Origin of the sequence: Sphingomonas jaspsi DSM 18422, assembly GCF_000585415.1 — a bacterium.
In the GTDB taxonomy this organism is placed as follows: domain Bacteria; phylum Pseudomonadota; class Alphaproteobacteria; order Sphingomonadales; family Sphingomonadaceae; genus Sphingomicrobium; species Sphingomicrobium jaspsi.
Genome location: NZ_KK073876.1, coordinates 1,964,757 through 1,987,111 on the forward strand (window position 1 = coordinate 1,964,757; position 22,355 = coordinate 1,987,111).

At 64.7% G+C, this 22,355-nt stretch carries 22 protein-coding genes; 2 read left to right on the forward strand and 20 right to left on the reverse strand.

Annotated elements, in window-relative coordinates; all coding sequences use genetic code 11:
• Positions 1 to 127 precede the first annotated feature (127 nt).
• The gene (locus G570_RS10025) at positions 128 to 2,437 is read left to right on the forward strand and encodes a coiled-coil domain-containing protein (RefSeq protein ID WP_156930418.1); all 2,310 of its coding nucleotides are present in this window, start codon (positions 128 to 130) and stop codon (positions 2,435 to 2,437) included.
• Here the strand turns inward: G570_RS10025 and G570_RS10030 are convergent.
• Genes G570_RS10030 through G570_RS10040 form a run of 3 tightly spaced genes read right to left on the reverse strand, consistent with a single transcriptional unit; the run spans position 2,434 to position 5,104 of the window.
• Positions 2,434 to 2,694 (reverse strand): DUF1467 family protein, encoded by a 261-nt coding sequence (locus G570_RS10030; protein WP_037501899.1) that lies wholly within the window; start codon positions 2,692 to 2,694, stop codon positions 2,434 to 2,436. The genes G570_RS10025 and G570_RS10030 overlap by 4 nt on opposite strands.
• Entirely contained in the window at positions 2,691 to 4,331 is a 1,641-nt protein-coding gene (locus tag G570_RS10035) for a ribonuclease J (protein ID WP_037501902.1), read from the reverse strand. The genes G570_RS10030 and G570_RS10035 overlap by 4 nt, the downstream gene beginning before the upstream one ends.
• The gene (locus G570_RS10040) at positions 4,328 to 5,104 is read right to left on the reverse strand and encodes a type III pantothenate kinase (RefSeq protein WP_037501905.1); all 777 of its coding nucleotides are present in this window, start codon (positions 5,102 to 5,104) and stop codon (positions 4,328 to 4,330) included. The genes G570_RS10035 and G570_RS10040 overlap by 4 nt, the downstream gene beginning before the upstream one ends.
• Before the next feature lie 64 nt (positions 5,105 to 5,168).
• Here G570_RS10040 and G570_RS10045 point away from each other — a divergent pair, with 64 nt between their 5' ends.
• On the forward strand, positions 5,169 to 5,891 hold the full coding sequence (locus tag G570_RS10045) for a hypothetical protein (protein ID WP_037501908.1): 723 nt from the start codon (positions 5,169 to 5,171) through the stop codon (positions 5,889 to 5,891).
• On the opposite strand, the gene G570_RS10050 is transcribed toward G570_RS10045, so the two are convergent.
• Genes G570_RS10050 through G570_RS10125 form a run of 17 tightly spaced genes read right to left on the reverse strand, consistent with a single transcriptional unit; the run spans position 5,888 to position 22,282 of the window.
• On the reverse strand, positions 5,888 to 6,607 hold the full coding sequence (locus G570_RS10050) for a biotin--[acetyl-CoA-carboxylase] ligase (RefSeq protein ID WP_342665244.1): 720 nt from the start codon (positions 6,605 to 6,607) through the stop codon (positions 5,888 to 5,890). The genes G570_RS10045 and G570_RS10050 overlap by 4 nt on opposite strands.
• Positions 6,583 to 8,016 (reverse strand): NADH-quinone oxidoreductase subunit NuoN, encoded by a 1,434-nt coding sequence (gene nuoN, locus G570_RS10055; RefSeq protein WP_037501913.1) that lies wholly within the window; start codon positions 8,014 to 8,016, stop codon positions 6,583 to 6,585. Before nuoN ends, G570_RS10050 begins: the two co-directional genes overlap by 25 nt.
• Entirely contained in the window at positions 8,016 to 9,548 is a 1,533-nt protein-coding gene (locus G570_RS10060; protein WP_037501916.1) for an NADH-quinone oxidoreductase subunit M, read from the reverse strand. The genes nuoN and G570_RS10060 overlap by 1 nt, the downstream gene beginning before the upstream one ends.
• A complete protein-coding gene (gene nuoL / locus G570_RS10065) occupies positions 9,545 to 11,602 on the reverse strand; it encodes an NADH-quinone oxidoreductase subunit L (protein WP_037501918.1) in 2,058 nt (685 codons plus the stop codon). The genes G570_RS10060 and nuoL overlap by 4 nt, the downstream gene beginning before the upstream one ends.
• On the reverse strand, positions 11,602 to 11,907 hold the full coding sequence (gene nuoK / locus G570_RS10070) for an NADH-quinone oxidoreductase subunit NuoK (protein ID WP_037501921.1): 306 nt from the start codon (positions 11,905 to 11,907) through the stop codon (positions 11,602 to 11,604). Before nuoK ends, nuoL begins: the two co-directional genes overlap by 1 nt.
• Positions 11,904 to 12,509 carry an NADH-quinone oxidoreductase subunit J gene (locus G570_RS10075; protein WP_037501924.1) on the reverse strand — a complete coding sequence of 202 codons (606 nt, stop codon included), beginning with the start codon at positions 12,507 to 12,509 and terminating at the stop codon, positions 11,904 to 11,906. Before G570_RS10075 ends, nuoK begins: the two co-directional genes overlap by 4 nt.
• Before the next feature lie 15 nt (positions 12,510 to 12,524).
• Positions 12,525 to 13,007: an NADH-quinone oxidoreductase subunit NuoI gene (gene nuoI / locus G570_RS10080; protein WP_037501927.1), complete on the reverse strand. Its 483-nt coding sequence runs from the start codon at positions 13,005 to 13,007 to the stop codon at positions 12,525 to 12,527.
• Entirely contained in the window at positions 13,004 to 14,074 is a 1,071-nt protein-coding gene (nuoH, locus tag G570_RS10085) for an NADH-quinone oxidoreductase subunit NuoH (RefSeq protein WP_037501930.1), read from the reverse strand. Before nuoH ends, nuoI begins: the two co-directional genes overlap by 4 nt.
• A complete protein-coding gene (gene nuoG, locus G570_RS10090; protein ID WP_037501932.1) occupies positions 14,071 to 16,080 on the reverse strand; it encodes an NADH-quinone oxidoreductase subunit NuoG in 2,010 nt (669 codons plus the stop codon). Before nuoG ends, nuoH begins: the two co-directional genes overlap by 4 nt.
• On the reverse strand, positions 16,080 to 16,832 hold the full coding sequence (locus G570_RS13230; RefSeq protein WP_156930419.1) for a hypothetical protein: 753 nt from the start codon (positions 16,830 to 16,832) through the stop codon (positions 16,080 to 16,082). The genes nuoG and G570_RS13230 overlap by 1 nt, the downstream gene beginning before the upstream one ends.
• Complete coding sequence (locus G570_RS13235) at positions 16,829 to 17,602, reverse strand: hypothetical protein (protein ID WP_156930420.1); 774 nt, start codon at positions 17,600 to 17,602, stop codon at positions 16,829 to 16,831. The genes G570_RS13230 and G570_RS13235 overlap by 4 nt, the downstream gene beginning before the upstream one ends.
• Positions 17,599 to 18,903 carry an NADH-quinone oxidoreductase subunit NuoF gene (gene nuoF / locus G570_RS10105; protein ID WP_037501935.1) on the reverse strand — a complete coding sequence of 435 codons (1,305 nt, stop codon included), beginning with the start codon at positions 18,901 to 18,903 and terminating at the stop codon, positions 17,599 to 17,601. The genes G570_RS13235 and nuoF overlap by 4 nt, the downstream gene beginning before the upstream one ends.
• Positions 18,900 to 19,046, reverse strand: coding sequence for a hypothetical protein (locus G570_RS13760; protein WP_156930421.1), 147 nt, complete (start codon positions 19,044 to 19,046; stop codon positions 18,900 to 18,902). Before G570_RS13760 ends, nuoF begins: the two co-directional genes overlap by 4 nt.
• Positions 19,043 to 19,708 carry a complex I 24 kDa subunit family protein gene (locus G570_RS10110; RefSeq protein WP_037501938.1) on the reverse strand — a complete coding sequence of 222 codons (666 nt, stop codon included), beginning with the start codon at positions 19,706 to 19,708 and terminating at the stop codon, positions 19,043 to 19,045. The genes G570_RS13760 and G570_RS10110 overlap by 4 nt, the downstream gene beginning before the upstream one ends.
• On the reverse strand, positions 19,708 to 20,940 hold the full coding sequence (locus tag G570_RS10115) for an NADH-quinone oxidoreductase subunit D (protein WP_037501940.1): 1,233 nt from the start codon (positions 20,938 to 20,940) through the stop codon (positions 19,708 to 19,710). Before G570_RS10115 ends, G570_RS10110 begins: the two co-directional genes overlap by 1 nt.
• On the reverse strand, positions 20,937 to 21,812 hold the full coding sequence (locus G570_RS10120) for an NADH-quinone oxidoreductase subunit C (RefSeq protein WP_037501943.1): 876 nt from the start codon (positions 21,810 to 21,812) through the stop codon (positions 20,937 to 20,939). Before G570_RS10120 ends, G570_RS10115 begins: the two co-directional genes overlap by 4 nt.
• On the reverse strand, positions 21,809 to 22,282 hold the full coding sequence (locus tag G570_RS10125; protein WP_156930473.1) for a NuoB/complex I 20 kDa subunit family protein: 474 nt from the start codon (positions 22,280 to 22,282) through the stop codon (positions 21,809 to 21,811). Before G570_RS10125 ends, G570_RS10120 begins: the two co-directional genes overlap by 4 nt.
• Positions 22,283 to 22,355 lie beyond the last annotated feature (73 nt).

The window sequence follows — 22,355 nt, forward strand, 5'->3', positions numbered from 1 at the left end:
CCGTCTTCCCCGCTGCGTCGCGTAACATGCCCCGCATCGCCATAGGACAGGCGGACGCGACATTTCCACCCCGACTGTGGCCGTTTGTCGCTTTCGCATGTCGGCAAAGTTGGTAAACTCCCCGATCATGACCAGCAGCCCCAACTACGCCCATCGTCAGCCCGACACCGTCGAACCGGACGCCATCCCGGTCATCGAGGGGGAAGAAATCATGGCCGGACCCTCGTTCGACCATCGCAGCTGGGACGAAACGCGGATCGAGGACGGCGTCGCGCCGGCGGGTGCGCGCATGGTGCTGGGTTGGGGCTTGGCGCTGCTCGCGCTGTTGTGGGTCGGCTACGCCGCATGGTCCGGCGGCCGGGCCCTGGGCAGCGAACCGCTGACCAGCCCGGCGATCGCGCAGTGGATCGCAATCCTCACCGGCCCGCTGGCGCTGCTTGGACTCGTCTGGCTGATGTTCGGTCGCACGCGTCGCAAGGAAGCCGAACGGTTCACCCGCTCGGTCGTCGCGATGCGGACGGAGGCGCGGAACCTGCAGGACGTATTGGGCGCCCTGTCGCGCCAGATCGAGGACAATCACACGGCGCTTGGCGTCATGGCCGGCGACCTGATGGGTCTTGGCGACCAGGCCGCATCGCGGCTCGGCTCGGTCACGGCAGACCTCAACGAAGGCTCGCGCAAGCTGGCCGAACATAGCGCCGCACTCGACCGGGCGGCGGAATCGGCGCGCAGCGACTTCGGCATCATGCTGGCCGACCTGCCGCAGGCCGAAGCGACCGCGATGCAGATGGCCGCGACCCTGCGGGACGCGGGCCGCACCGCGGTCGAACAGACGAGTGCTTTCCAGGCGCAGGTAGAATCGCTGTCGTCGCGGACGCGCGAAGCCGACCAGATCGTCACCCAGGCGACCGAACGGCTGCTCGCCGGCCTCGCCAACATCGACACTGCCTCGGCCAGCGCCACGGCGCGCATCAACGAGGCAGGCACGGAATCGAACGGCGTGGTCGACGCGCTACTCGCAAAGGCGGCCGATGCGCTGTCCGAAATCCGTAGCGGCATCGACGCCCAGTCGGCCGCCGTCAGCGCGCTGCTCAGCCAGAGCCATGCGGGGATAGGCCGCGCCGGGATCGACGCCGCCGAACAGCTGGGCGAACGTATCGCGGCCGCTGGCGCCGGCCTTGACGGCCTCAGCGCCCGCATCGCCGAGCAGGAACGCGCTTCCCAACGGCTGATGGCCGATCTCGAAACCGGGCTCGCCGCGCTCGACGACAAGTTCATGGACCTAGCCCGCACGGGCGACGACCGCGCCAGCCACGTCCAGGTTGCGCTGGGCCGCCTGCGTGGGGAACTGGAAGCGCTGACCGGCGCAACGGCGACCCAGGACAGCACGATCGAAGGACTCAGCCAGCGCACGTCGTTGCTGCGCGACGGGATCGACCAGCTCGGGATCGCCCTTCAGGGCCAGATGGCCGACGCGCTTGGCGATGCCGAAACGGGCGCCAATCGATTGCTCGCCGCTGCCGAAGCGGTCAGGCCGCATGTCGACGCCATACGCCAGTCGTCGTTCGAAGCCGCTGATCGCCTTGAACAGAGCGTCGGCGGGGTTTCGGCTCAGCAGGAACAGCTGGCCCAGCTGATGACCAGCATCGACCTCGGCGTCGGTCAGGCGGAACAGCGGCTGGCCGAACTGTCGGCCTCGATCGCCGCCGCCGGCGCGGAAGCGCAGCGGCTTCAGGGCGAAACCGGCCCGGCGCTCGTCGCGGCGCTGGTGCAGGTTCGCGAAACCGCCACCCATGCCGCCGAACGTGCCCGCGAAGCCATTTCACGGGTCATTCCCGAAAGCGCTGCCGAACTCAGCGAAGCGACCCGGGCCGCGCTCGAACAGGCGGTGCGCGACAGTGTCGAAGCCAAGCTGAAGGAACTCGACCAAGTGGCGGCGCGCGCTGTAGAGAACGCGCGCGAGGCATCGGATCGCCTGACCCACCAGATGCTGTCGATCGGCCAAAGCGCCGCCGCGCTGGAAGCCCATATCGAGCGCAGCCGCGAAGCGCAGCGCAAGGACAGCGGCGAAGAATTTGCCAAGCGTGTCTCGCTGCTGATGGATTCTATGAACAGCGCCGCGATCGACGTGCAGAAGATCCTCAGCGACGAAGTCGATGAAAAGGCGTGGCACGCCTATATGAAGGGCAATCGCGGGGTCTTCACCCGCCGCGCCGTGCGTTTGATCGGGGGGACGGAGACCCGCGCCATCGCCCAGCAGTTCGAGACCGACGCCGAATTCCAGGAATCGGTCAATCGCTACGTCCACGACTTTGAAGCGATGCTGCGCCGGGTGTTGGCGGAGCGCGATGGCGGCATGATTGCGGTCACGCTGATGTCGAGCGACATGGGCAAACTCTACGCCGCCCTGTCGCAGGCGATCGAACGCCGCCGCTAGTTGTAGAAATCGAGGCTGTCGACGGTTATCCAGCCGAAGCTGTAATTGGCGACGTAAAAAGCAGTCAGCAGCGCGCCGACCAGTGCCGCCTTCAGGAGGTGACGGCTGAGGTCAAACCGGTGCGGCGCGCTGTCGGCCTGCCCCGGTACCTTTGTCTCGCCGACTTCATCGCTGGTCCTGACGCCGAACGGCAGCATCAGGAAAGCGGTAAATACCCAGATCAGGAAATAGATGGCGAGGACCGACGTCCACTTCATCGGTCGGTCTCGACCAGCATGACGTCGACCACCGGCTTCTTGCCCGTCCAGAGGGTGGCGCAGCGGCGCACGGCAAGGCGTACGGCTTCACGCACTTTTTCGACATCCTTGCCCGGCTCATAGGCGCGGGCGGCGGCATCGGTCGCATCGGCCAGGAAGTCGGCGCGATCCTCTTCGACCGGGACGCCGAACGGACGCAGCACGGGCTCGCCGATCCGCTCGCCATTGCGACCGATCGGCACGGCGACGGCGATGAAGCCGTTATAGGCCATCTTGCGCCGCTCGTTGATCGTAGTGCCGTCGGCGGAAAGGATGACGTCGCCGTCCAGCACAAGACGGCCGGTGCGCTCGACCCCGATCCGCTCGGGCCCGTCGGGGGCCAGACGAATGATGTCGCCGTTGCGTTGGACGATGGCGCTCTTCACACCTTGCTCCAACCCGAAGCGCGCCTGTTCGCGCATATGCCGCATTTCGCCATGGACCGGCACCAATATGTCCGGGCGCATGTAGCGATACATTTCCGCCAGCTCGGGTCGACCCGGGTGGCCGGACACATGGACGTGCGCCTGCCGTTCCGTGACCGTGATGACGCCAAGGTCGCTGAGCGCATTCATGATCCGACCGATGGCGATCTCGTTGCCCGGGATCTGCTTCGAGGAGAAGATAACCGTGTCACCCTCGGTGAGCTTCAGCTCATGGGTGCCGCCCGAAATCCGCCCCAGCGCTGCGCGCGGTTCGCCCTGCCCGCCGGTGGCGATGATCAGCAATTCATGCTTGGGCAGCCGCATCGCATCGTCGAACCGCACCGTTTCAGGAAAGTCGCGCAGATAACCCGTCGCCTTTGCGACCTTCAAGATACGGTCGAGGCTGCGGCCCGCGACGCACACTTTTCGCCCCGCCTCCTGCGCCACCTTGCCGATGGTTTCGAGGCGGGCGGCATTGGAGGCGAAGGTCGTCACCAGTACTCGGCCCTGCGCCTTCTTCACCTGCTCCAGCAAGCCGGCATGGACGCTGCTCTCGCTGCCCGATGGCGCGTCCTGGAAGGTGTTGGTGCTGTCGCACACTAGCGCTAGCACGCCTTCGTCACCAATCGCCTTCAACGTCTGAGCGCTGCTCGGCTGGCCGAGCACGGGGTTCTCGTCGAGCTTCCAGTCGCCGGTGTGGAAGACGTTGCCGAACGGCGTCTCGATCAGCAGGCCGTTGCCTTCGGGGATCGAGTGGGCGAGCGGAACATAGGTGACGCGGAACGGCGCCAGGTCGATGCTGCCGCCGCGTTCGATCACCTTGAGCTGCACCTGCCCGGTCAGCCCTTCTTCCTCCAGCTTTCCCGCGATCAGGCCCGCGGTGAACGGTGTCGCGTAAAGCGGCACCTTCAGGTCGGCGGCAAGGTAGGGCAGCGCGCCGATATGATCTTCATGGCCGTGCGTCAGCACGATGCCGACAAGATCGTCCATTCGCTGTTCGATGAATTCGAGGTCGGGCAGGATCAGTTCGACGCCCGGATAATCGGTGTCGGCGAAGGTCAGCCCAAGGTCGGCCATCAGCCATTTGCCGCGGCAGCCATAAAGGTTGACGTTCATGCCGATCTCGCCCGACCCGCCGAGCGCGAGGAACAGCAGTTCTTCTCCCGGCGTCACTGGCGTGAACCCTCCGCCAGCATGGCGAGGCCCTGGATCGTCAGGTCGTCCTCGATCGCGTCGAACGCGTCGGTATGCTTGTCGAACAGGATTGCGAGACCGCCGGTGGCAATGACCTTCACCGACCCGCCGATTTCCTTCTTGAGCCGGTTGAGCAGGCCTTCGATCATCGCGATATATCCCCAATAGACGCCGATCAGCATCTGGCTTTCCGTGGTGCGCCCGATGACGCGGTCGTCGGCCGGTGCGGCGATGGCGATACGGGGCAGCTTGGCGGCGGCGCTGACCAATGCGTCCAGCGACAGGTTGATGCCCGGCGCGATAATGCCGCCGCGGTATGCGCCGTCCGGTCCCACCACGTCGAAGGTCGTCGCGGTCCCGAAGTCGACCACCACCAGGTCGCCTTCGTGCCGTGCATGGGCGGCAATAGCGTTGAGCGCGCGATCCGCGCCGACGCTGGACGGATCGGGCACGTCGAGCGAGATCGGCCAGGTTGCGGCCCCCTGCCCTGCGACCAGCGGCGACACGCCGAAGTATTTCTTCCCCAGCACGTCGAGGTTATGGAGCGTGCGCGGCACGACCGACCCGACGATGATCTGGGTAACGTCGCCGCGGCCATAGCCTTCGAGCTCCATCAGCTGGTGCAGCCAGACGGCATATTCGTCGCCGGTCCGGCGCGGGTCGGTAGCGATCCGCCAGCGCGTCTTGATCTCGCGCCCGTCGACCAGCGCGAAAACGAGGTTGGTGTTCCCGACATCGATGGCAAGCAGCATGGTCCTAGCCCCTAGCGGGGGCGCGGCGGGAACGCTAGCCTGACGACGGAACGGGGGCGGCGAAATGGCGACGGCTTGGGCAGCAGACCGACGGCAGTGGTTTTACCTGGGGCTGGCCCTGGCCGCGTACATCGCAATCGCGATCGGTTTTTCCACCACCTATTTCGGACCGATGGCGCGCGGTGAACTCGCGGTGCCGCCTATCGTCCATTGGCACGGCCTGAGCGCCTTTGCCTGGGTGACCCTGTTCGCCACTCAGGCCCTGCTCGGCAAGCGCGGCGACATAAGGCTGCACAGGCGACTGGGGTGGGCCGGCATTCCGGTCGCGGTGGCCGTGTGGGCGACGGGAATCCTCACCAACGTCTGGGCGGCACGACGTGACCTTCCGAGCCAGGGCGTCGTGGCCGAAACATCGTTCATGGGCACCGTGACCGGACTCAGCATGTTCTTACTCATGGTCGTTGCGGCGACAGTACTGCGCAAACGGCCCGCCGCGCACAAACGCCTGATGGCGCTGGCGACGATTGCCGTGATGTGGCCAGCGGTTTTTCGGTGGCGGCACCTGCTGCCACCCGTTGACCGGCCCGATATCCTGTTCGGCCTGTTAATTCCGAACATTCCGATCGTCATCGCCATGTTTCGCGATCGCATCCGCTACGGCCAAGTCCACCCGGTCTGGCTGGTTCTCGCGCCGATCTGGTTTGTCGAACAAAGTATCGAAACGATGGTCTTCGATACGAACTGGAGCGCGCCCATGGGGCATTGGCTGCTTTCAGCGCTGCCCTAGCCCAGACTGACGTCGCCTACGCGGACGATTTCCACTTTGCCGTCCGCCAAGCACAATCGCATCGCCCCGTCTTGCTCGAGCCCGTCGAAGATCCCGCTCGTCCGCTCGTCTGGGCCGCTATGCACAGTCAGGGGCGTACCGACGGGGTGCGCCTTGGCCTCCCACGCCTTGGCGAGCGCCGACGGCTCGGCCATGCGCCACGCGCCGAGCAGCCGGGCGAAGCTACCCGCGAGCAGTGGCGCGAACGCTTGAGGCGTCAGGTTGCACAGGTCGGACAGCGAGGCGGTTTTGCGACCCTCGACCTCAGGCTGGACGGCCATGTTGACCCCGAACCCCGCCACGACCCGGTCGCCCGACCGTTCGAGCAGGATACCCGCCAGCTTGGCATCGCCGCGCATCAGGTCGTTGGGCCATTTCAGGCTGAGCGGCGCCGCCGGTGCGGCATGTTCGACAGCTTCGATCAGCGCCAATCCCGCGACCAGCGCCAAGCTCGGCGCCTCGGGATCGCCGGGGCGCAACTGCACCAGCGTCGATCCAAAGAAATTGCCGTCGAGGCTCTGCCAATGGCGATTGTGCCGCCCCCGTCCCGCATCCTGCGCCAGCGCAACCAGCCAGTCGCCTTCCACCGCGTCCGTCCGGGCGAGCAGGTCGCTGTTGGTCGAGCCCGTGCGCTCGACGATGCGGATCTTGCTCAGAAGAGGCTGCCCGCCGCGGATTTGGTGAGGTCACCGAGCGGACCGATCAGCAAATAGCCGAGCGGACTGACGAATAGCGCGGCCAGCGCGATCAGCGCCGTTTCGAGGCCATGGTCGCCTTTGGCGTAGGGCTGCGCGGGGGCGTCGAAATACATCACCTTGACGATCTTCAGATAGTAGAAGGCGCCGATGACGGTCCCGAGGATGCCGAAGACGGCCAGCGGATAGAGACCTTCGGCCACCGCCGCCTGGAACACGACCAGCTTCGGCCAGAAACCGAACAGCGGCGGGATACCGGCGATGCTGAACATGAAGATGGCGAAAGCCGCCGCGAGCGCCGGCTGGCGCTGCGACAGTCCCGACAGGCTGGCGATTTCCTCGACCGGCTCGCCCTCTTCATTCTTCATGCGCAGGATGCAAAGGAAGGTGCCGAGCGTCATCACGACATAGACTGCCATGTAGAACAGCACTGCCGCCGCGCCTGCGGTGCCACCGGCGGCGAGGCCGATCAGCGCGAAGCCGACGTTGTTGATCGACGAATAGGCCATCAGACGCTTGATGTTGGTCTGACCCCACGCCGCGATGGCGCCGAGCGCGATCGAAGCGAGCGCCGCAAAGGTCATGATCTGGCGCCACGCTTCGGTCGCGGGACCCATCGCGTCAAGGCAGACGCGGGTCGACAGCAGCATCGCCGCGACCTTCGGGGCGGAGGCGAAGAAGGCAGTGACCGGGGTTGGGGCACCTTCATACACGTCGGGCGTCCACATGTGGAACGGTACCGCGCTGACCTTGAACGCCAAGCCCGCGAGCGTGAAGACGAGGCCAAACAGCAGGCCGATCGAATTCAGCCCGTCGCGCTGGAAGGCGGCGGCGATTCCGTCGAACTGGGTTGTGCCGGTGAACCCGTAAAGCAGTGAAATGCCGTAGAGCAGGATGCCCGAAGCCAGGCCGCCGAGAACGAAATATTTGAGGCCCGCTTCGGCCGACCGGTCGTCGGTGCGCCGATAGGACGCCAGCACATAGGCCGCGAGGCTGTTGAGTTCGAGGCCGACATAGAGCGTCATCAGGCTAGTCGCGCTGACCATCACGCTCATGCCGGTGGCGGCGAGGAGGACGAGGACCGGATATTCGGCGGCATGTTCGAAATCGCGTTCGAACCAGTTGTGCGCCATCAGGATCGCGACGGCGGCACAGCCGTAGATCAGCACCTTGCCGAACGCGCCGAACCCGTCGGCGGCGATAAGGCCACCGAACAGTGCGCCGGCTTGGCTGGGCGCGCCAATCAACGCGGCGCCCGCAGCGATGAGCAGCGCGATCGCGGCCCAGCTGGTGAGGCCCGCGGCGCGCTTTCCACCGAACGCCGCGACCATCATCAGCACGATCGAACCGACCGTCAGGATGGCTTCAGGAAGGATGGCGGCGAAATTCATCAGTGCGCTTCCCCATGATGGGCTTCAGCTTTTGGAGAGGGTTTGCCTGCGGTCAGGTGCGCGTCGCCGGCCAGCTTGGCGCGCTCGAGACGCTCCAGCAAGTGACCGACGTCGTTGCGCATCGGACGCAGGAAGGATTCGGGATAGACGCCCATCCACAAGGTTGCGGCGGCGATCGGGCCCAGCAGCCACAGCTCGCGCATGTCCATGTCGGGCATGGCCGCTGCGTCGGCATTCTTCGGCGTGCCGTAGCAAATGCGCCAGTAGAGGTAGAGCATGTAAGCCGCGCCGAGGATGATTCCGGTCGTCGCGACGATCGCCGCCCAGCTCGACGCCTCGTAGGTGCCCATCAGCGACAGGAATTCGCCGACGAAGTTGCTCAACCCCGGCAGGCCGACGCTCGCCATGGTGAAGAACAGGAAGAAAAAGGCGTATTTGGGCATGTTGTCGGCAAGCCCGCCGTACCGCGCGATCTCACGGGTATGCAGCCTGTCGTAGATAATGCCGACGCACAGGAATAGCGCGCCCGATACCAGGCCGTGCCCGAGCATGACCATCAGGCCACCTTCGATCCCCTGCCGATTGAAGGCGAACAGGCCGAAGGTGACGAACGCCATGTGCGCGACCGACGAATAGGCGATCAGCTTCTTCATGTCGTGCTGGACCAGCGCGATCAGCGAGGTGACAACCACCGCGATGCCGCTGAGCACGAATACGAACGGCATGAACTGGGCGGACGCTTCGGGGAACATTGGCAGGCTGAAGCGGACAAAGCCGTAGCCGCCCATCTTCAGCAACACGCCGGCCAGGATGACCGAACCCGCCGTCGGCGCCTGCACGTGCGCATCGGGAAGCCAGGTGTGGACCGGCCACATCGGCATCTTGACCGCGAAGCTGGCGAAGAAGGCCAGCCACAGCCACCATTGCAACGACGGATCGAAATCATAGGCCATGAGCGCCGGGATCGAGGTCGTCCCCGCCTTGCCGATCATCACCAGCATGGCGATCAGCATCAGCACCGAGCCGGCCAGCGTGTAGAGGAAGAATTTGTAGCTCGCCTTGATGCGGTCCGCGCCGCCCCAGATGCCGATGATCAGGTACATCGGGATAAGGCCGCCTTCGAAGAAGATGTAGAACAGCAGCAGGTCCTGCGCCGCAAAGACGCCGATCATCAGCGCCTCCATCAGCAGGAAGGCGGACATATATTCGGGCACGCGCTTGTCGATCGCGCGCCACGACGCGCCGATGCAGATCGGCATCAGGAACAGCGACAACATGATCAGCATCAGCGCGATGCCGTCGATGCCCAGCGCATAGGTGACGCCGCCGCCGAGGGGCACGCTTTCGGTGAACTGCCACTGCGCGCCGTTGGGGTCGAATGCGACCCACATCGCAATGCCGATCGCCAGGTTGGCGAGCGTGGCGATCAGCGCGGTCCAGCGCGCGCCGTTGGCGCCGACGAACAGCGATACGATGCCCGCCGCAAGGAGCGGGATCGCGATCAGGATGGAAAGGATCGGAAGACCGCTCATTTGACCCACCAGAAGACCCAGGTCGCCGCGCCGATCAGGCCGAGCAGCATCACCAGGGCATAGCTATAGACATAACCCGATTGCAGGCGGGTCGTGAGGCGATTGCCGACGGCCACCACCGTCGCCGCACCGTGCGGGCCGAAGCGGTCGATGGTCTGTTCGTCCCCGCGCTTCCAGAAGAAGCGGCCGAGCGCCAGCGACGGCTTCACGAACACCGCGTTGTAGAGCTCGTCGAAGTACCACTTGTGCATCAGGAACTTGTGGAGCTGCGGGAACATGGCGACGAACGCGGCCGGTGCGTCGGGCTTTGCGATATAGTTGCGGTAGGCGATTGCGAGACCGGTCAGCATGACGACCAGCGGCGCCAGCTTCACCCACAGCGGCACTTCATGGCTGGCGTGGGCCAGATGTTCGTTGAACACCAGGCTGCCCTTCCAGAATTCGGCCGCGCCTTCGGGCGACACGAAATAATGTTCGAAGCCGAAGCCTGCGAAGACCGCGCCCACCGAAAGCACGCCCAAGGGGATCAGCATCGACCACGGGCTTTCATGCGGATGGTAACCCGCCGTGCCTTCGACCGTGGCGTGACCATGGTCGTGCGCGCTGTCATGATCCGACGATGCTTGCCCTTCGTCTTCGTGATGGTGGTGAACGGCGTGCTGGATGTGCTCGCTACCCGCCCAGCGCGCCTTGCCGAAGAAGGTCAGGAACATCAGGCGCCAGCTGTAAAAGCTGGTCAGCAGCGCTGCAAACGCGCCGATGAAAAAGGCGATGTGGCCATGGACGCTGCCGCTGGCGAAGGCGTTCTCCAGGATCGCGTCCTTCGAATAGAAGCCGGCGAAGCCGAATACGCCCATGATGCCGACGCCGGTGATCGCCAGCGTGCCCGCCATCATCGCCCAGAAGGTCAGCGGGATTTCCTTACGCAGTGCGCCGTAATAGCGCATGTCCTGTTCGTGGTGCATCGCGTGGATGACCGAACCCGCGCCAAGGAACAGCAACGCCTTGAAGAAAGCGTGGGTGAACAGGTGGAACATCGCCGCGCCATAGGCACCGACGCCCGCCGCGAAGAACATGTAGCCGAGCTGCGAACAGGTCGAATAGGCGATCACGCGCTTGATGTCGTTCTGCACCGTGCCGACGGTCGCGGCGAACAGGCAGGTCGCGGCGCCCACATAGGTCACGACGGTCATCGCTGTGCCGCTGGTTTCGAACATCGGCGACAGGCGGCAGACCATGAAGACGCCGGCGGTGACCATGGTCGCGGCGTGGATGAGGGCGCTGACCGGGGTCGGGCCTTCCATCGCGTCCGGAAGCCAGGTGTGCAGGCCAAGCTGCGCCGACTTGCCCATCGCGCCGACGAACAGCAGCAGGCAGAGCAGCGTCATCGTATCGACGGTCATGCCGGCAAAGCCGATGGTCGATCCCGCCATCGACGGCGCGGCGGCGAGGATCGCCGGGATGCTGACGGTGCCGAACACCAGGAAGGTGCCGAAAATGCCGAGCGAGAAGCCGAAGTCGCCGACGCGGTTGACGACGAACGCCTTGAGCGCGGCGGCGTTGGCCGAGGGCTTGTGGTACCAGAAACCGATCAGCAGGTAGGACGCGAGGCCCACCCCTTCCCAGCCGAAGAACATCTGCACCAGGCTGTCGGCGGTCACCAGCATCAGCATGGCGAAGGTGAACAGCGACAGGTAGGCGAAGAAACGGGGCTGCGAGGGATCCTCGCTCATATAGCCCCAGCTGTAGAGGTGGACGAGGCTCGACACCGTCGTCACCACGACCAGCATCACCGCGGTCAGCGTGTCGACACGAAGCGCCCAGTTCACGTCGAGATTGCCCGACTTGATGAAGGTCAGCACGTCGACAACCTGCGGCGAGGCATGCCCGCCGACGAACGACAGGAAGATCGGCCAGCTAAGCGCACAGCTGGCGAACAGGGCGCCGGTCGTGATCGCCTTGGCCGGCACTTTGCCGATAATCCGACCGCCCAGCCCCGCGACGATTGCCGCCAACAGGGGAAGGAAGACGATAAGCTTGATCGACAGGTCCATCAGCCGCGCATCCGGTTGACATCATCGACCGCAATCGAACCGCGGCGACGGAAGAAAATGACAAGGATCGCCAGACCGATCGCGGCTTCGGCCGCAGCGACGGTGAGGACGAACATGGCGAACACCTGGCCGGTGAGGTCACCGAGGAAGGCGCTGAACGCGACCAGGTTGATGTTGACCGACAGCAGGATCAACTCGATCGCCATCAGCATCAGGATGATATTCTTGCGATTGAGGAAGATGCCCAGCACGCCGAGCGTGAAGAGGATCGCGGCGACCGCGAGATAATGAGTCAGGCCAATCACAGCTTCATCCCCTCACCCACCGCCGGGTTCAGATTCTTGATCGCTTCATTGGGGTCGCGGTCGACCTGGCGCGCGACATTCTGCCCGCGCACGTCGCCGCGACTTCGGTGGGTCAGCACGATCGCGCCGATCATCGCCACCAGCAGGATCAGGCCCGCCAGTTCGAACGGGAACAGGTAGCGGGTGTAAAGCAGTTCACCCAGCGCGACGATGTTGGGCTGGACCGGGCCGGCGGCGGTGGCAGGCGCGGTCACGGGGCCCGCCTTCCACGCCGACACCGCGACGATGATTTCCGACAGCAACACCAGCGCGATGATCAGGCCGAATGGCAGGTTGCGGGACACCCCTGCGCGCAGCGTCGCGAAATCGATGTTCAGCATCATGACGACGAACAGGAACAGCACCGCGACCGCGCCGACGTAGACGATGACCAGCAGCATGGCGATGAATTCGGCGCCGAGCAGAAGCATCAGGCCCGCCGCGTTGAAGAAAGCGACGATCAGCCACAGCACGCTGTGGACGGGGTTGCGCGCGAAGATCACCAGCAGCGCGGAGCCGATGGTCATCGTCGCGAACAGGTAGAAGGCGATGAGAGCGATCATGGAAGTGCGCGGCCCCTACCGATACGCCGCATCGGCGGCAAGATTGGCGGCGATCGCCTGTTCCCAGCGGTCGCCGTTGGCCAGCAGCTTGGCCTTGTCGTAAAGCAGTTCCTCGCGCGTTTCGGTCGCGAATTCGAGGTTCGGGCCTTCGACGATGGCATCGACTGGGCAGGCTTCCTGGCACAGGCCGCAATAGATGCACTTGACCATGTCGATGTCGTAACGGGTGGTGCGGCGGCTGCCGTCCTCACGCGGTTCGGCCTCGATGGTGATCGCCTGTGCCGGACAAATCGCCTCGCACAGCTTGCACGCGATGCAGCGTTCCTCGCCGTTGGGATAGCGGCGCAGCGCATGTTCACCGCGGAAACGGGGTGACTGCGGCACCTTCTCGTACGGGTAATTGATGGTCGCCTTGGGCTTGAAGAAATACTTCAAGGTCAGGACGTGCGCCTTCACAAATTCCCACAGGGTGAAGGCTTTGATGGTGCGCGCGATCATGCGGCCACTCCGTAGCGGGTCAGCATCAGCCAGCCCGAAATGAGGAAGACGAATAGCAGGCTCAGCGGCAGGAAGATTTTCCAGCCCAGCCGCATCAGCTGGTCGTAGCGGTAGCGCGGCACGGTCGCCTTCACCCAGCCGAACACGAAGAAGAAAAAGCACATCTTCGCGATCAGCCACATCCATCCAGTCGACCATCCCAAAACCGGGACGTGATAGAGCGGCGCCCAGTCGATCGGCGGCAGGAACCCGCCCCAGAACAGGATCGCGTTCAGCGCACACATCAGGATGACGTTGGCATATTCGCCGAGCCAGAAGAGCGCGAAGCTCATCGACGAATATTCGGTCTGGTGACCCGCGACCAGCTCGCTTTCCGCTTCAACCAGGTCGAAGGGGGTGCGGAAGGTTTCGGCCATCGCGCTGATCAGGAACACGATCGCCATTGGGAACAGCAGCGGGTTGAAGCCGAAGCCGTTGAAGATGCCCAGCACATTGCCCTTCTGCGCCATGACGATGTCGGTCATGTTGAAGCTGCCGGCATACAGCACGACACAGATCAGCACGAAGCCGATCGACACTTCATAGCTCACCATCTGCGCGGCGGCGCGGATCGCGGAGAAGAAGGGATATTTGGAGTTGGACGCCCAGCCGGCGAGGATCACGCCGTAAACGCCGAGCGAGCTTGCCGCGAGGATGTAGAGCAGGCCTACGTTGATATCGGTCAGCACCACGCCGACGTCGAACGGCACCACCGCCCACACGATCAACGCGACTGTGAAGGTGATGATCGGCGCAATCAGGAACAGCCCCTTGTTGGCGCTGGTCGGGATGATGGTTTCCTTGAGGAAGACCTTCAGCCCGTCGGCGAAGCTTTGCAGCAGGCCCCACGGCCCGACCACGTTCGGCCCGCGGCGGAGCGCAATGGCGGCCCAGATCTTGCGCTCGGCATAAATCACCATCGCCACCGCCAGCATCAGCGGCAGGGCGATGACAAGGATGCCGATGATGGTCGCGAGGAACCAGGCTCCTTCGAAGCCCATGCCCCAGCTTTGGAACAGCGCGGTCATTCCGCGGCCTCCATGAAGTCGATGCCCTTGACCAGTTCGTCCGAACAGCGACGCATGGTCGGGCTGGCGCGGCAGATCGCGTTGGTAAGGTAGAAGTCGGCGATCGGATAGCTGACGCCGCCCGAGGCCTTGGCATCGAGCTTCGGCGGGTTCCAGCCGAGGTCGAGCACCGCGCCCTCTTCCGCGCCAAGCGCCGGCGTATCGGCGATCATCGCCGCGCGGAGCTGGTCGAAGCGGTCGAACGGCAGCGGCTGGCCGATGAGGTCGCTGAGCGCCCGCAAAATCGTCCAATCCTCGCGCGCGTCGCCCGGCGGGAAGGTGGCGCGTTCGCTGCGCTGCACCCGGCCTTCGATGTTGACGAAGGTGCCGTGTTTTTCGCTATAGGCCGCGCCCGGCAGGACCAGGTCGGCCATCGCCGCGCCCTTGTCGCCATGGTGGCCGATATAGACCTTGAACGCGTCGGCGAAGGCATCGGCGGGAACTTCGTCCGCGCCGAGCAGCAGCACCAGTTCCGGCTTCGCCTTCCTGACGTCGGCAAGACCGCCCTTCTGTGCATAGCCGAGCAGCAGCCCCGCCATCCGCGCGGCGGCGGTGTGGAGGACGTTAAAGCCGTTCCAACCGTCCTTAATGAAGGCACCCGACGTGGCAATCGCCGCACCCAGCGCCCCGGCACCGAGCGCACCCGGACCGACGATCATCACCGGTCTGGCCGCGCCCTTGACCGCGTCGGCCGCCGCCTTGGGCAGCTTGCCGAGCAGCGACAGGTCATCGCCGAGCCATTCAACCGGATAGCCAAGGTCGACGTCGGGCCCGATCGCGAATACCTTGGCGCCGCGACGCTGCGCCTTGCGCAGGCGGGTGTTCACCAGCGGCGCTTCCCAGCGGACGTTCGAGCCCACCAGCAGGACCACGTCGGCATTTTCGATCTCGGCCAGCGGTGTGTTGAACCGCACCGCGCCAAGCGAGGTCACGTCATAATCGAGGCCGGTCTGGCGGCCTTCGAGCAGGCTCGACCCCGCGCCCGACAGCAGCGCCTTGGCGGCATACATCGTCTCGGCATCGAGCAGGTCGCCGGCGATCGCCGCGACCTTCGAACCGGCCTTCTTGAACTGCTTGGCGAAGGCGTCGAGCGCCTCGCCCCAGGTCGCTCCCTGCAACTTGCCTTTGACCCGCATCCACGGGCGGTCGAGGCGGCCACGGACCAGCGCGTCGACATTGTGGCGCGTTTTGTCGTGCGCCCATTCCTCGTTCACCGCGTCATTGATGCGCGGCAGGATGCGCATGACCTGGCGGCCGCGCACGTCCATGCGGATGTTGGTGCCGACCGCGTCCATCACGTCGATGCCCGGGACCTTCTTCAGTTCCCACGGCCGCGCTTCGAAGCTGTACGGACGGCTCAGCAGCGCGCCGACCGGGCACAGGTCGACCAGGTTGCCCGACAATTCGCTGGTCAGCGCCTTTTCGAGGTAGCTGGTAATCTGGCTGTCTTCGCCGCGGAACAGCATGCCCATTTCCGGCGTCCCCGCGACCTCTTCCGAGAAGCGGACGCAGCGGGTGCACTGGATGCAGCGGGTCATCGCCGTCTTGACGATCGGGCCCATATATTTGTCGTCGACCGCGCGCTTGTTCTCGTCGAAGCGCGAGCTACCGCGGCCATAGGCCATCGCCTGGTCCTGCAGGTCGCACTCGCCGCCCTGGTCGCAGATCGGGCAGTCGAGCGGGTGGTTGATGAGCAGGAACTCCATCACCCCTTCGCGCGCCTTCTTGACCATCGGCGTGTCGGTGCGGATCGTCTGGCCATCGGCCGCCGGAAGCGCGCACGACGCCTGCGGCTTGGGCGGCCCGGGGGCGACCTCGACCAGGCACATGCGGCAGTTGCCGGCGATGCTGAGGCGCTCGTGATAGCAGAAGCGCGGGATTTCCTTGCCCGCCAGCTCGCACGCCTGCAGGACGGTCGCGCCCTGCGGAACCTCGATCTCGACGCCGTCTACGGTAAGCTTCGGCATTAGTTCTGAGCTCCATCGCCCTTGGCCGGCTCACCGGCCCAGGTCACGCCCTTCGACGCCATTGCCAGCCGGTAATAGGCCAGCGCCAGGCTGCCGCGCAGCGACGCGCGGTCGAAGGAGAATTTCTTGTTCGCGGGCACGCATCCCGGAAGCACCGGTGCCAGCGCCTTCAGCGCAGCCAGTTCTTCGGGGCTGCCCGATTTGGTGTCGTACACGGCCCTGACGCCCGCCGGGTTGGCGCGCACGACGCATTCACCGATCTGCTGGCCCGCAATGGCGCCGACCTTGCGGTCATAGCCCTGCTGCTGCCGCGCGATCGCTTCGGCATCGAGCGGCTTGCCCTTCGCATCGACGGTTTCGACCGGCCAGGGTTGGCGATAGGCCAGCGTCGGCATTCCCTTCAGCGCTTCGGCGGCGACCGCGACGGCCGGATCGCGCTTGATCAGCGTTTCCGCCAACAGCGCGCGATAGATATTGGCCTCGAAGCGCAGCGCCCGGATGAAACCCGCAGCGCGGGTGCAGTCGGCCGAAACCAGCTTCGATCCGGTGCCGATCAGCAGCTTGCTGTCCCAGTCCTCGACGACCGCGGTCGACGCCAACTGCGGCGCGGCCTTGACCGAGCATTTGGCATAGCTCTCCATCGCCTCGCGCGTTTCGGCTTCGCTCAGCTGATAGCCGTCCTGCCGCGGCGGCCTCGCATCCGCGCTCGCCGCCAGACTCGCGACTACCATTAAAGATATCAGGCGGGTCACTGGGCAGACCCCTTTTGCGCATTGCCCACGACGCGGGGCGCGTGAGCCAGACGATACAGATTCATAGCGATTGTCCCGCGCACGGCCGATTTGTCGAGTTTGAACGACTGGCCGGCTTCGACGCACGGACCGAAGGACGGCGCTAACGCTGTGAACGCTGCACTTTCCTCGGGAGTCAGAATTTTGGAATTGATTAGCTGATAGCTGGCCACGGGATTGGATCGAACCACGCATTCACCGAACTTTGACAGGTAGATAGCTACCAGCGCTTTCTGGCGGTTGAGCGCCAGTTCTTCCAACTCCGCCGCGCTCGCTTTGCGTCGGGGACTGGGCAGATAATCGCCTTCGACTAAGGGCGCATGCTGTATCGGCCCAGCATCGGCGATATTCGGTGCCCCATTGGTGAATTCCTTACGGATCAACACATCGGCGAAGGTGTAACGCAACGTGTCGCCCGGAAACCGCATGAGACTTCCTGTAGAATCAGCAGCTTGGAGCAGGCACCATCCGTCCCCGATCTTCGGGAAGATTTTTCGTAGATCATCTTTCTCGTAGCGCGGTTTGAGGACAAACTCCTTGGTTAATTCAGGCTGTTTCTTGACCACGCACTCGCCAAAACCAGCCTGAATGCGCCGAGCTTGATCTGCCGCGAATTCTTTTGCGTCGACTGGCCGCGACAAGCGCGATCCGATCGGCGTTTCACGCGTGAATTCGTCTTCCTTAGGCGCCAACAAGGCTGCCGCGAGCATGAGAATTACAGGCGCCATCACTCTGCCGCCTCCTGCATGCCGTTACGCTCGGCGATGCGGCGTTCTAGCTCGGGGCGGAAGTGGCGGATGAGGCCCTGGATCGGCCAGGCGGCGGCGTCGCCCAGCGCGCAGATGGTGTGGCCCTCGACCTGCTTGGTGACGTCGTAGAGCTGGTCGATGGTCGCGACTTCGGCGTCGCCTTCCCGCAGGCGCTCCATCGTGCGCCACATCCAGCCGGTGCCTTCGCGGCACGGCGTGCACTGGCCGCAGCTTTCATGTTTGTAGAAGTAGCTGAGGCGCGAAATGGCGCGGACGATGTCAGTCGACTTGTCCATGACGATGACCGCCGCGGTGCCAAGGCCGGAGCCGAGCGCCTTCAACCCGTCGAAGTCCATCGGCGCGTCCCAGATCTGCGCGGCCGGGACCAGCGGCACCGAAGACCCCCCCGGGATGACGGCGAGCAGATTGTCCTTGCCGCCGCGAATGCCGCCGCAATGCTTCTCGATCAGCTCGCCAAACGGGATGCTCATCGCCTCTTCGACGACGCACGGCTTGTTCACATGGCCTGAAATCTGGAACAGCTTGGTGCCGGCGTTATTCTCGCGCCCAAAGCTCTTGAACCAGTCCGCGCCACGGCGAAGGATGGTCGGCGTAACGGCGATGCTTTCGACATTGTTGACCGTGGTCGGGCAGCCATAAAGGCCCGCACCGGCCGGGAACGGCGGCTTCAGGCGCGGCTGGCCCTTCTTGCCTTCGAGGCTCTCCAGCATCGCGGTTTCTTCGCCGCAGATGTAGGCGCCCGCGCCGCGATGGACGAAGACGTCGAAGTCATAACCCGACCCGCAGGCGTTCTTGCCGATCAGGCCCGCGTCATAGGCCTCGGCCACCGCCTTGCGCAGCGCCTCGGTCTCGCGGATGAATTCGCCGCGGACGTAGATGTAAGCCGCCCGCGCACGCATCGCGAAACCGGCGATCAGCGCGCCTTCGACCAGCTTGTGCGGGTCATGGCGCAGGATTTCGCGGTCCTTGCACGATCCGGGCTCGGATTCGTCGGCGTTGATGACCAGGAAGTTGGGGCGGCCCGGGGTCGGCGCCTTGGGCATGAAGCTCCATTTCATGCCGGTCGGGAAGCCCGCGCCGCCGCGGCCGCGCAGGCCCGACGCCTTGACGATCTCGATGATCTCGTCCTGGCCGGTCTTCAGCAGCTTGGCGGTATTGTCCCAATCGCCGCGCGCCTGCGCCGACTTCAGGTCCGCGCCCTGGAAGCCGTAGACGTTGGTGAAGATGCGATCCTTGTCGCTAAGTGACGTGATGCCGCTCATTTGATCCGCTTCCCGCCCAGCTTGTCCTGAGCCAGCATGACAAGACCGACCGCCACGGCGACGATCAGGCCCAGCCACAAGATTTTGAGCACCAGGCTCAACACGACGATCGCGAGGATCACGAGAATGACGAAAGCGATCACCACTGCCCCCGATAGTCGTAGTTGCGTTCGGCCATCTTCTTGAGCGTCGTCGGGCCACCCTCGGGGCAGCTCGTCTGGCGGGCGATCTGCGGGCCGGGCTTGGGCGATTTGCCCTCGGCCAGCGCGTCGAGGATCGCGCCCATGCTCTCTTCGGTCAGGTCTTCGAAATTGTCGTCGTTGATCTGGACCATCGGCGCGTTGGTGCAGGCACCAAGGCATTCGACCTCGGTCAGCGTGAACAGGCCGTCGCCGGTGGTGTGGCCCTTTTTGAGGCCGCGCTTGAAGCAGGCCGACAGCACATCGTCCGACCCGCGCAACATGCACGGCGTCGTGCCGCACACCTGCACATGGTACTTACCGACGGGCACGAGGTTGAACATGGTGTAGAAGGACGCGACCTCCTGCACCCGGACCGGCGGCATATCGAGCTCGCGCGCGACGAATTCGATCACCGGGATCGGCAGCCAGCCTTGAGTCCCTGTCATTTCGCCGACTTGCCGCTGGGCAAGGTCGAGGAACGGAATCGACGCCGACGCCTGCCGCCCCGCCGGATAGCGCGAGACGATATCCTTCGCGGCCTTGGCATTGGCCTCGGTCCAGGCGAACCCGCCCCACTCGGCGCGGAGTTCGGGCGTATCAGGGGCGAAATTGCGCTCAGCCATTAGCGGTCGCACTCCCCAAAGACGACGTCGATCGCGGACAGGACCGCGGTGGTGTCGGCGAGCATGTGACCCTTCATCATGAAATCCATCGCCTGCAGGTGGCTGAACGCGGTCGGCCGGATCTTGCAGCGATAGGGTTTGTTGGTGCCGTCGGCGACAAGGTAGACGCCGAATTCGCCCTTGGGGCTTTCGGTCGCGACATACACTTCGCCTTCGGGGACGTGATATCCCTCGGTGTAGAGCTTGAAGTGGTGGATCAGCGCTTCCATCGACTGCTTCATCTCCGCGCGCTTGGGCGGGAAGACCTTGCGGTCAGTGGTGCCGATCGAGCCTTCGGGCATGTCGCGCAGGCACTGGCGCATGATGCGCGCCGACTGGCGCACTTCTTCGACGCGGACCATGAAGCGGTCGTAGCAGTCGCCCTTGGTGCCGACCGGAATGTCGAATTCCATCCGGTCATAGACTTCGTAGGGCTGCGCGCGGCGGATGTCCCACGGAATGCCCGCGGCGCGGATCATCGGGCCGCTGAAGCCCCATGCCAGCGCGTCTTCCTTGCTGACGGTGCCGATGTCGACATTGCGCTGCTTGAAGATGCGGTTGTCGGCGACGAGGCTGATCGCATCCTCGAAAATCGTCGGGAATTTGTCGAGCCAGTCGGAAATCTGGACCAGCACCTTTTCCGGAATGTCCTGGTGAACGCCGCCGACGCGGAAGTAGTTGGCGTGCATGCGCGCGCCCGACACCGCCTCATAGAGCTGCAACGTGTCTTCGCGCACCTCGAACAGCCACAGGTTGGGCGTCATCGCGCCCACGTCCATGATGTGCGCGCCAAGGTTTAGCATATGGTTGGAGATGCGGGTCAGCTCCGCCATCAGCACGCGAATATACTGCGCGCGCAGCGGCACTTCGAGGCCGAGCAGCTTTTCGACCGCCAGCACGTAGCTGTGCTCCATGCACATCGGCGAGCAGTAATCGAGCCGGTCGAAATAGGGCAGCGCCTGCGCGTAGGTGCGATATTCGATCAGCTTTTCGGTGCCGCGGTGAAGCAGGCCGACGTGTGGATCGACGCGTTCGACGATCTCACCGTCCAGCTCCATGATCAGGCGCAGCACACCGTGCGCGGCCGGATGCTGCGGACCGAAATTGATGGTGTAGTTGGAAACGGTCTGGTCGCCGGCGGTGGGCTTATCACCCTGCGGCGCGCCGACCATGACGTCTAGCGTCGTCGTCATGCGTCACCCTTCTTCGGCTTGGCCGGTGATTTCTTCTTGGCGGCGGGCTTGGGCTCGGCGGTTGCCGTCGCCTTGCCGCCCGCGCTTTTCGCCTTGGCGGCGGCGGGCTTGCGGGCAGCCTTGGTCGCCGCCTGTTCGGCAGGCTTTCCGGCGCCGGTATCCGCCGGCTTTTCGGTCACCTTCTTGGTACCCGGCCCGGCTTCGGCCTTGACCGACGGCGTGCTCGGCGCAGGCGCAGGCGACGGCGCGCCCGGGGCCTGAGGGACCGCCTTCTCGTCGCCCGGCAGAACATATTCCGGTCCAGCCCACGGCATCAGGAAGTCGAAGCTGCGGAAGTCCTGCGGCAGCTGCACCGGCTCGTAGACCACGCGCTTTTCGGCTTCCGAATAGCGCAGCTCGACATAGCCGGTTTGCGGGAAGTCCTTGCGCAGCGGATAGCCTTCGAAGTTATAGTCGGTGAGGATGCGGCGCAGGTCCGGGTTGCCGCTGAAGATCACGCCGTAAAGGTCGAACACCTCGCGCTCCAGCCAGCCCGCAACCGGCCACAGGCCCGTCACGCTCGGCACCGGCGTGTCTTCGTCGGTCAGCACCTTGATGCGGATGCGGTGGTTATGGGTCACCGACAGCAGGTGGTAATTGACCTCGAACCGCTCTGGCCGCTGCGGATAGTCGACACCGGCGATTTCCATCAGCTGCTGGTAGCCGAATTCGTCGCGGGCAATGCGGCAAGCCTCGATCAACGCGTCGCGGGTGACCGTGAAGGTCAGTTCGCCGACATGCTCCTTGGTCGCGACATGGCCCTTGCCGATCGCGGCCGCAAAGGTCTTCGCGAAGCCGTCGCGCGCCTTGATGAGGGGGGCGGGACTGCTCATCGGTCGATCGTCCCTTCGCGGCGGATCTTCCGCTGCAGCTGCATGATGCCGTAAAGCAGCGCTTCCGCGGTCGGCGGGCAGCCCGGGACGTAGACGTCTACGGGCACGATGCGGTCGCAACCGCGAACTACCGAATAGCTGTAGTGGTAATAGCCGCCACCGTTGGCGCAGCTTCCCATCGAGATGACGTATTTGGGCTCGCTCATCTGATCATAGACCTTGCGCAGCGCCGGGGCCATCTTGTTGCACAGCGTCCCCGCGACGATCATCACGTCGCTCTGGCGCGGCGACGCGCGCGGCGCGACGCCGAAACGTTCGAGGTCGTAGCGCGGCATGTTGACGTGGATCATCTCGACCGCGCAGCAGGCAAGGCCGAAGGTCATCCACCACAGCGAACCGGTCCGCGCCCAGGTCACGACATCGTCGAGCTTGGCGACGATGAAGCCCTTTTCGTCGAGCTCGCGGCGCATCGCCTCGAACCGCGCCTGCTGTTCGGGCGACAGGTCGAGCGACGGCACCTCGTCGGGGCGCAGGCCGACGGTC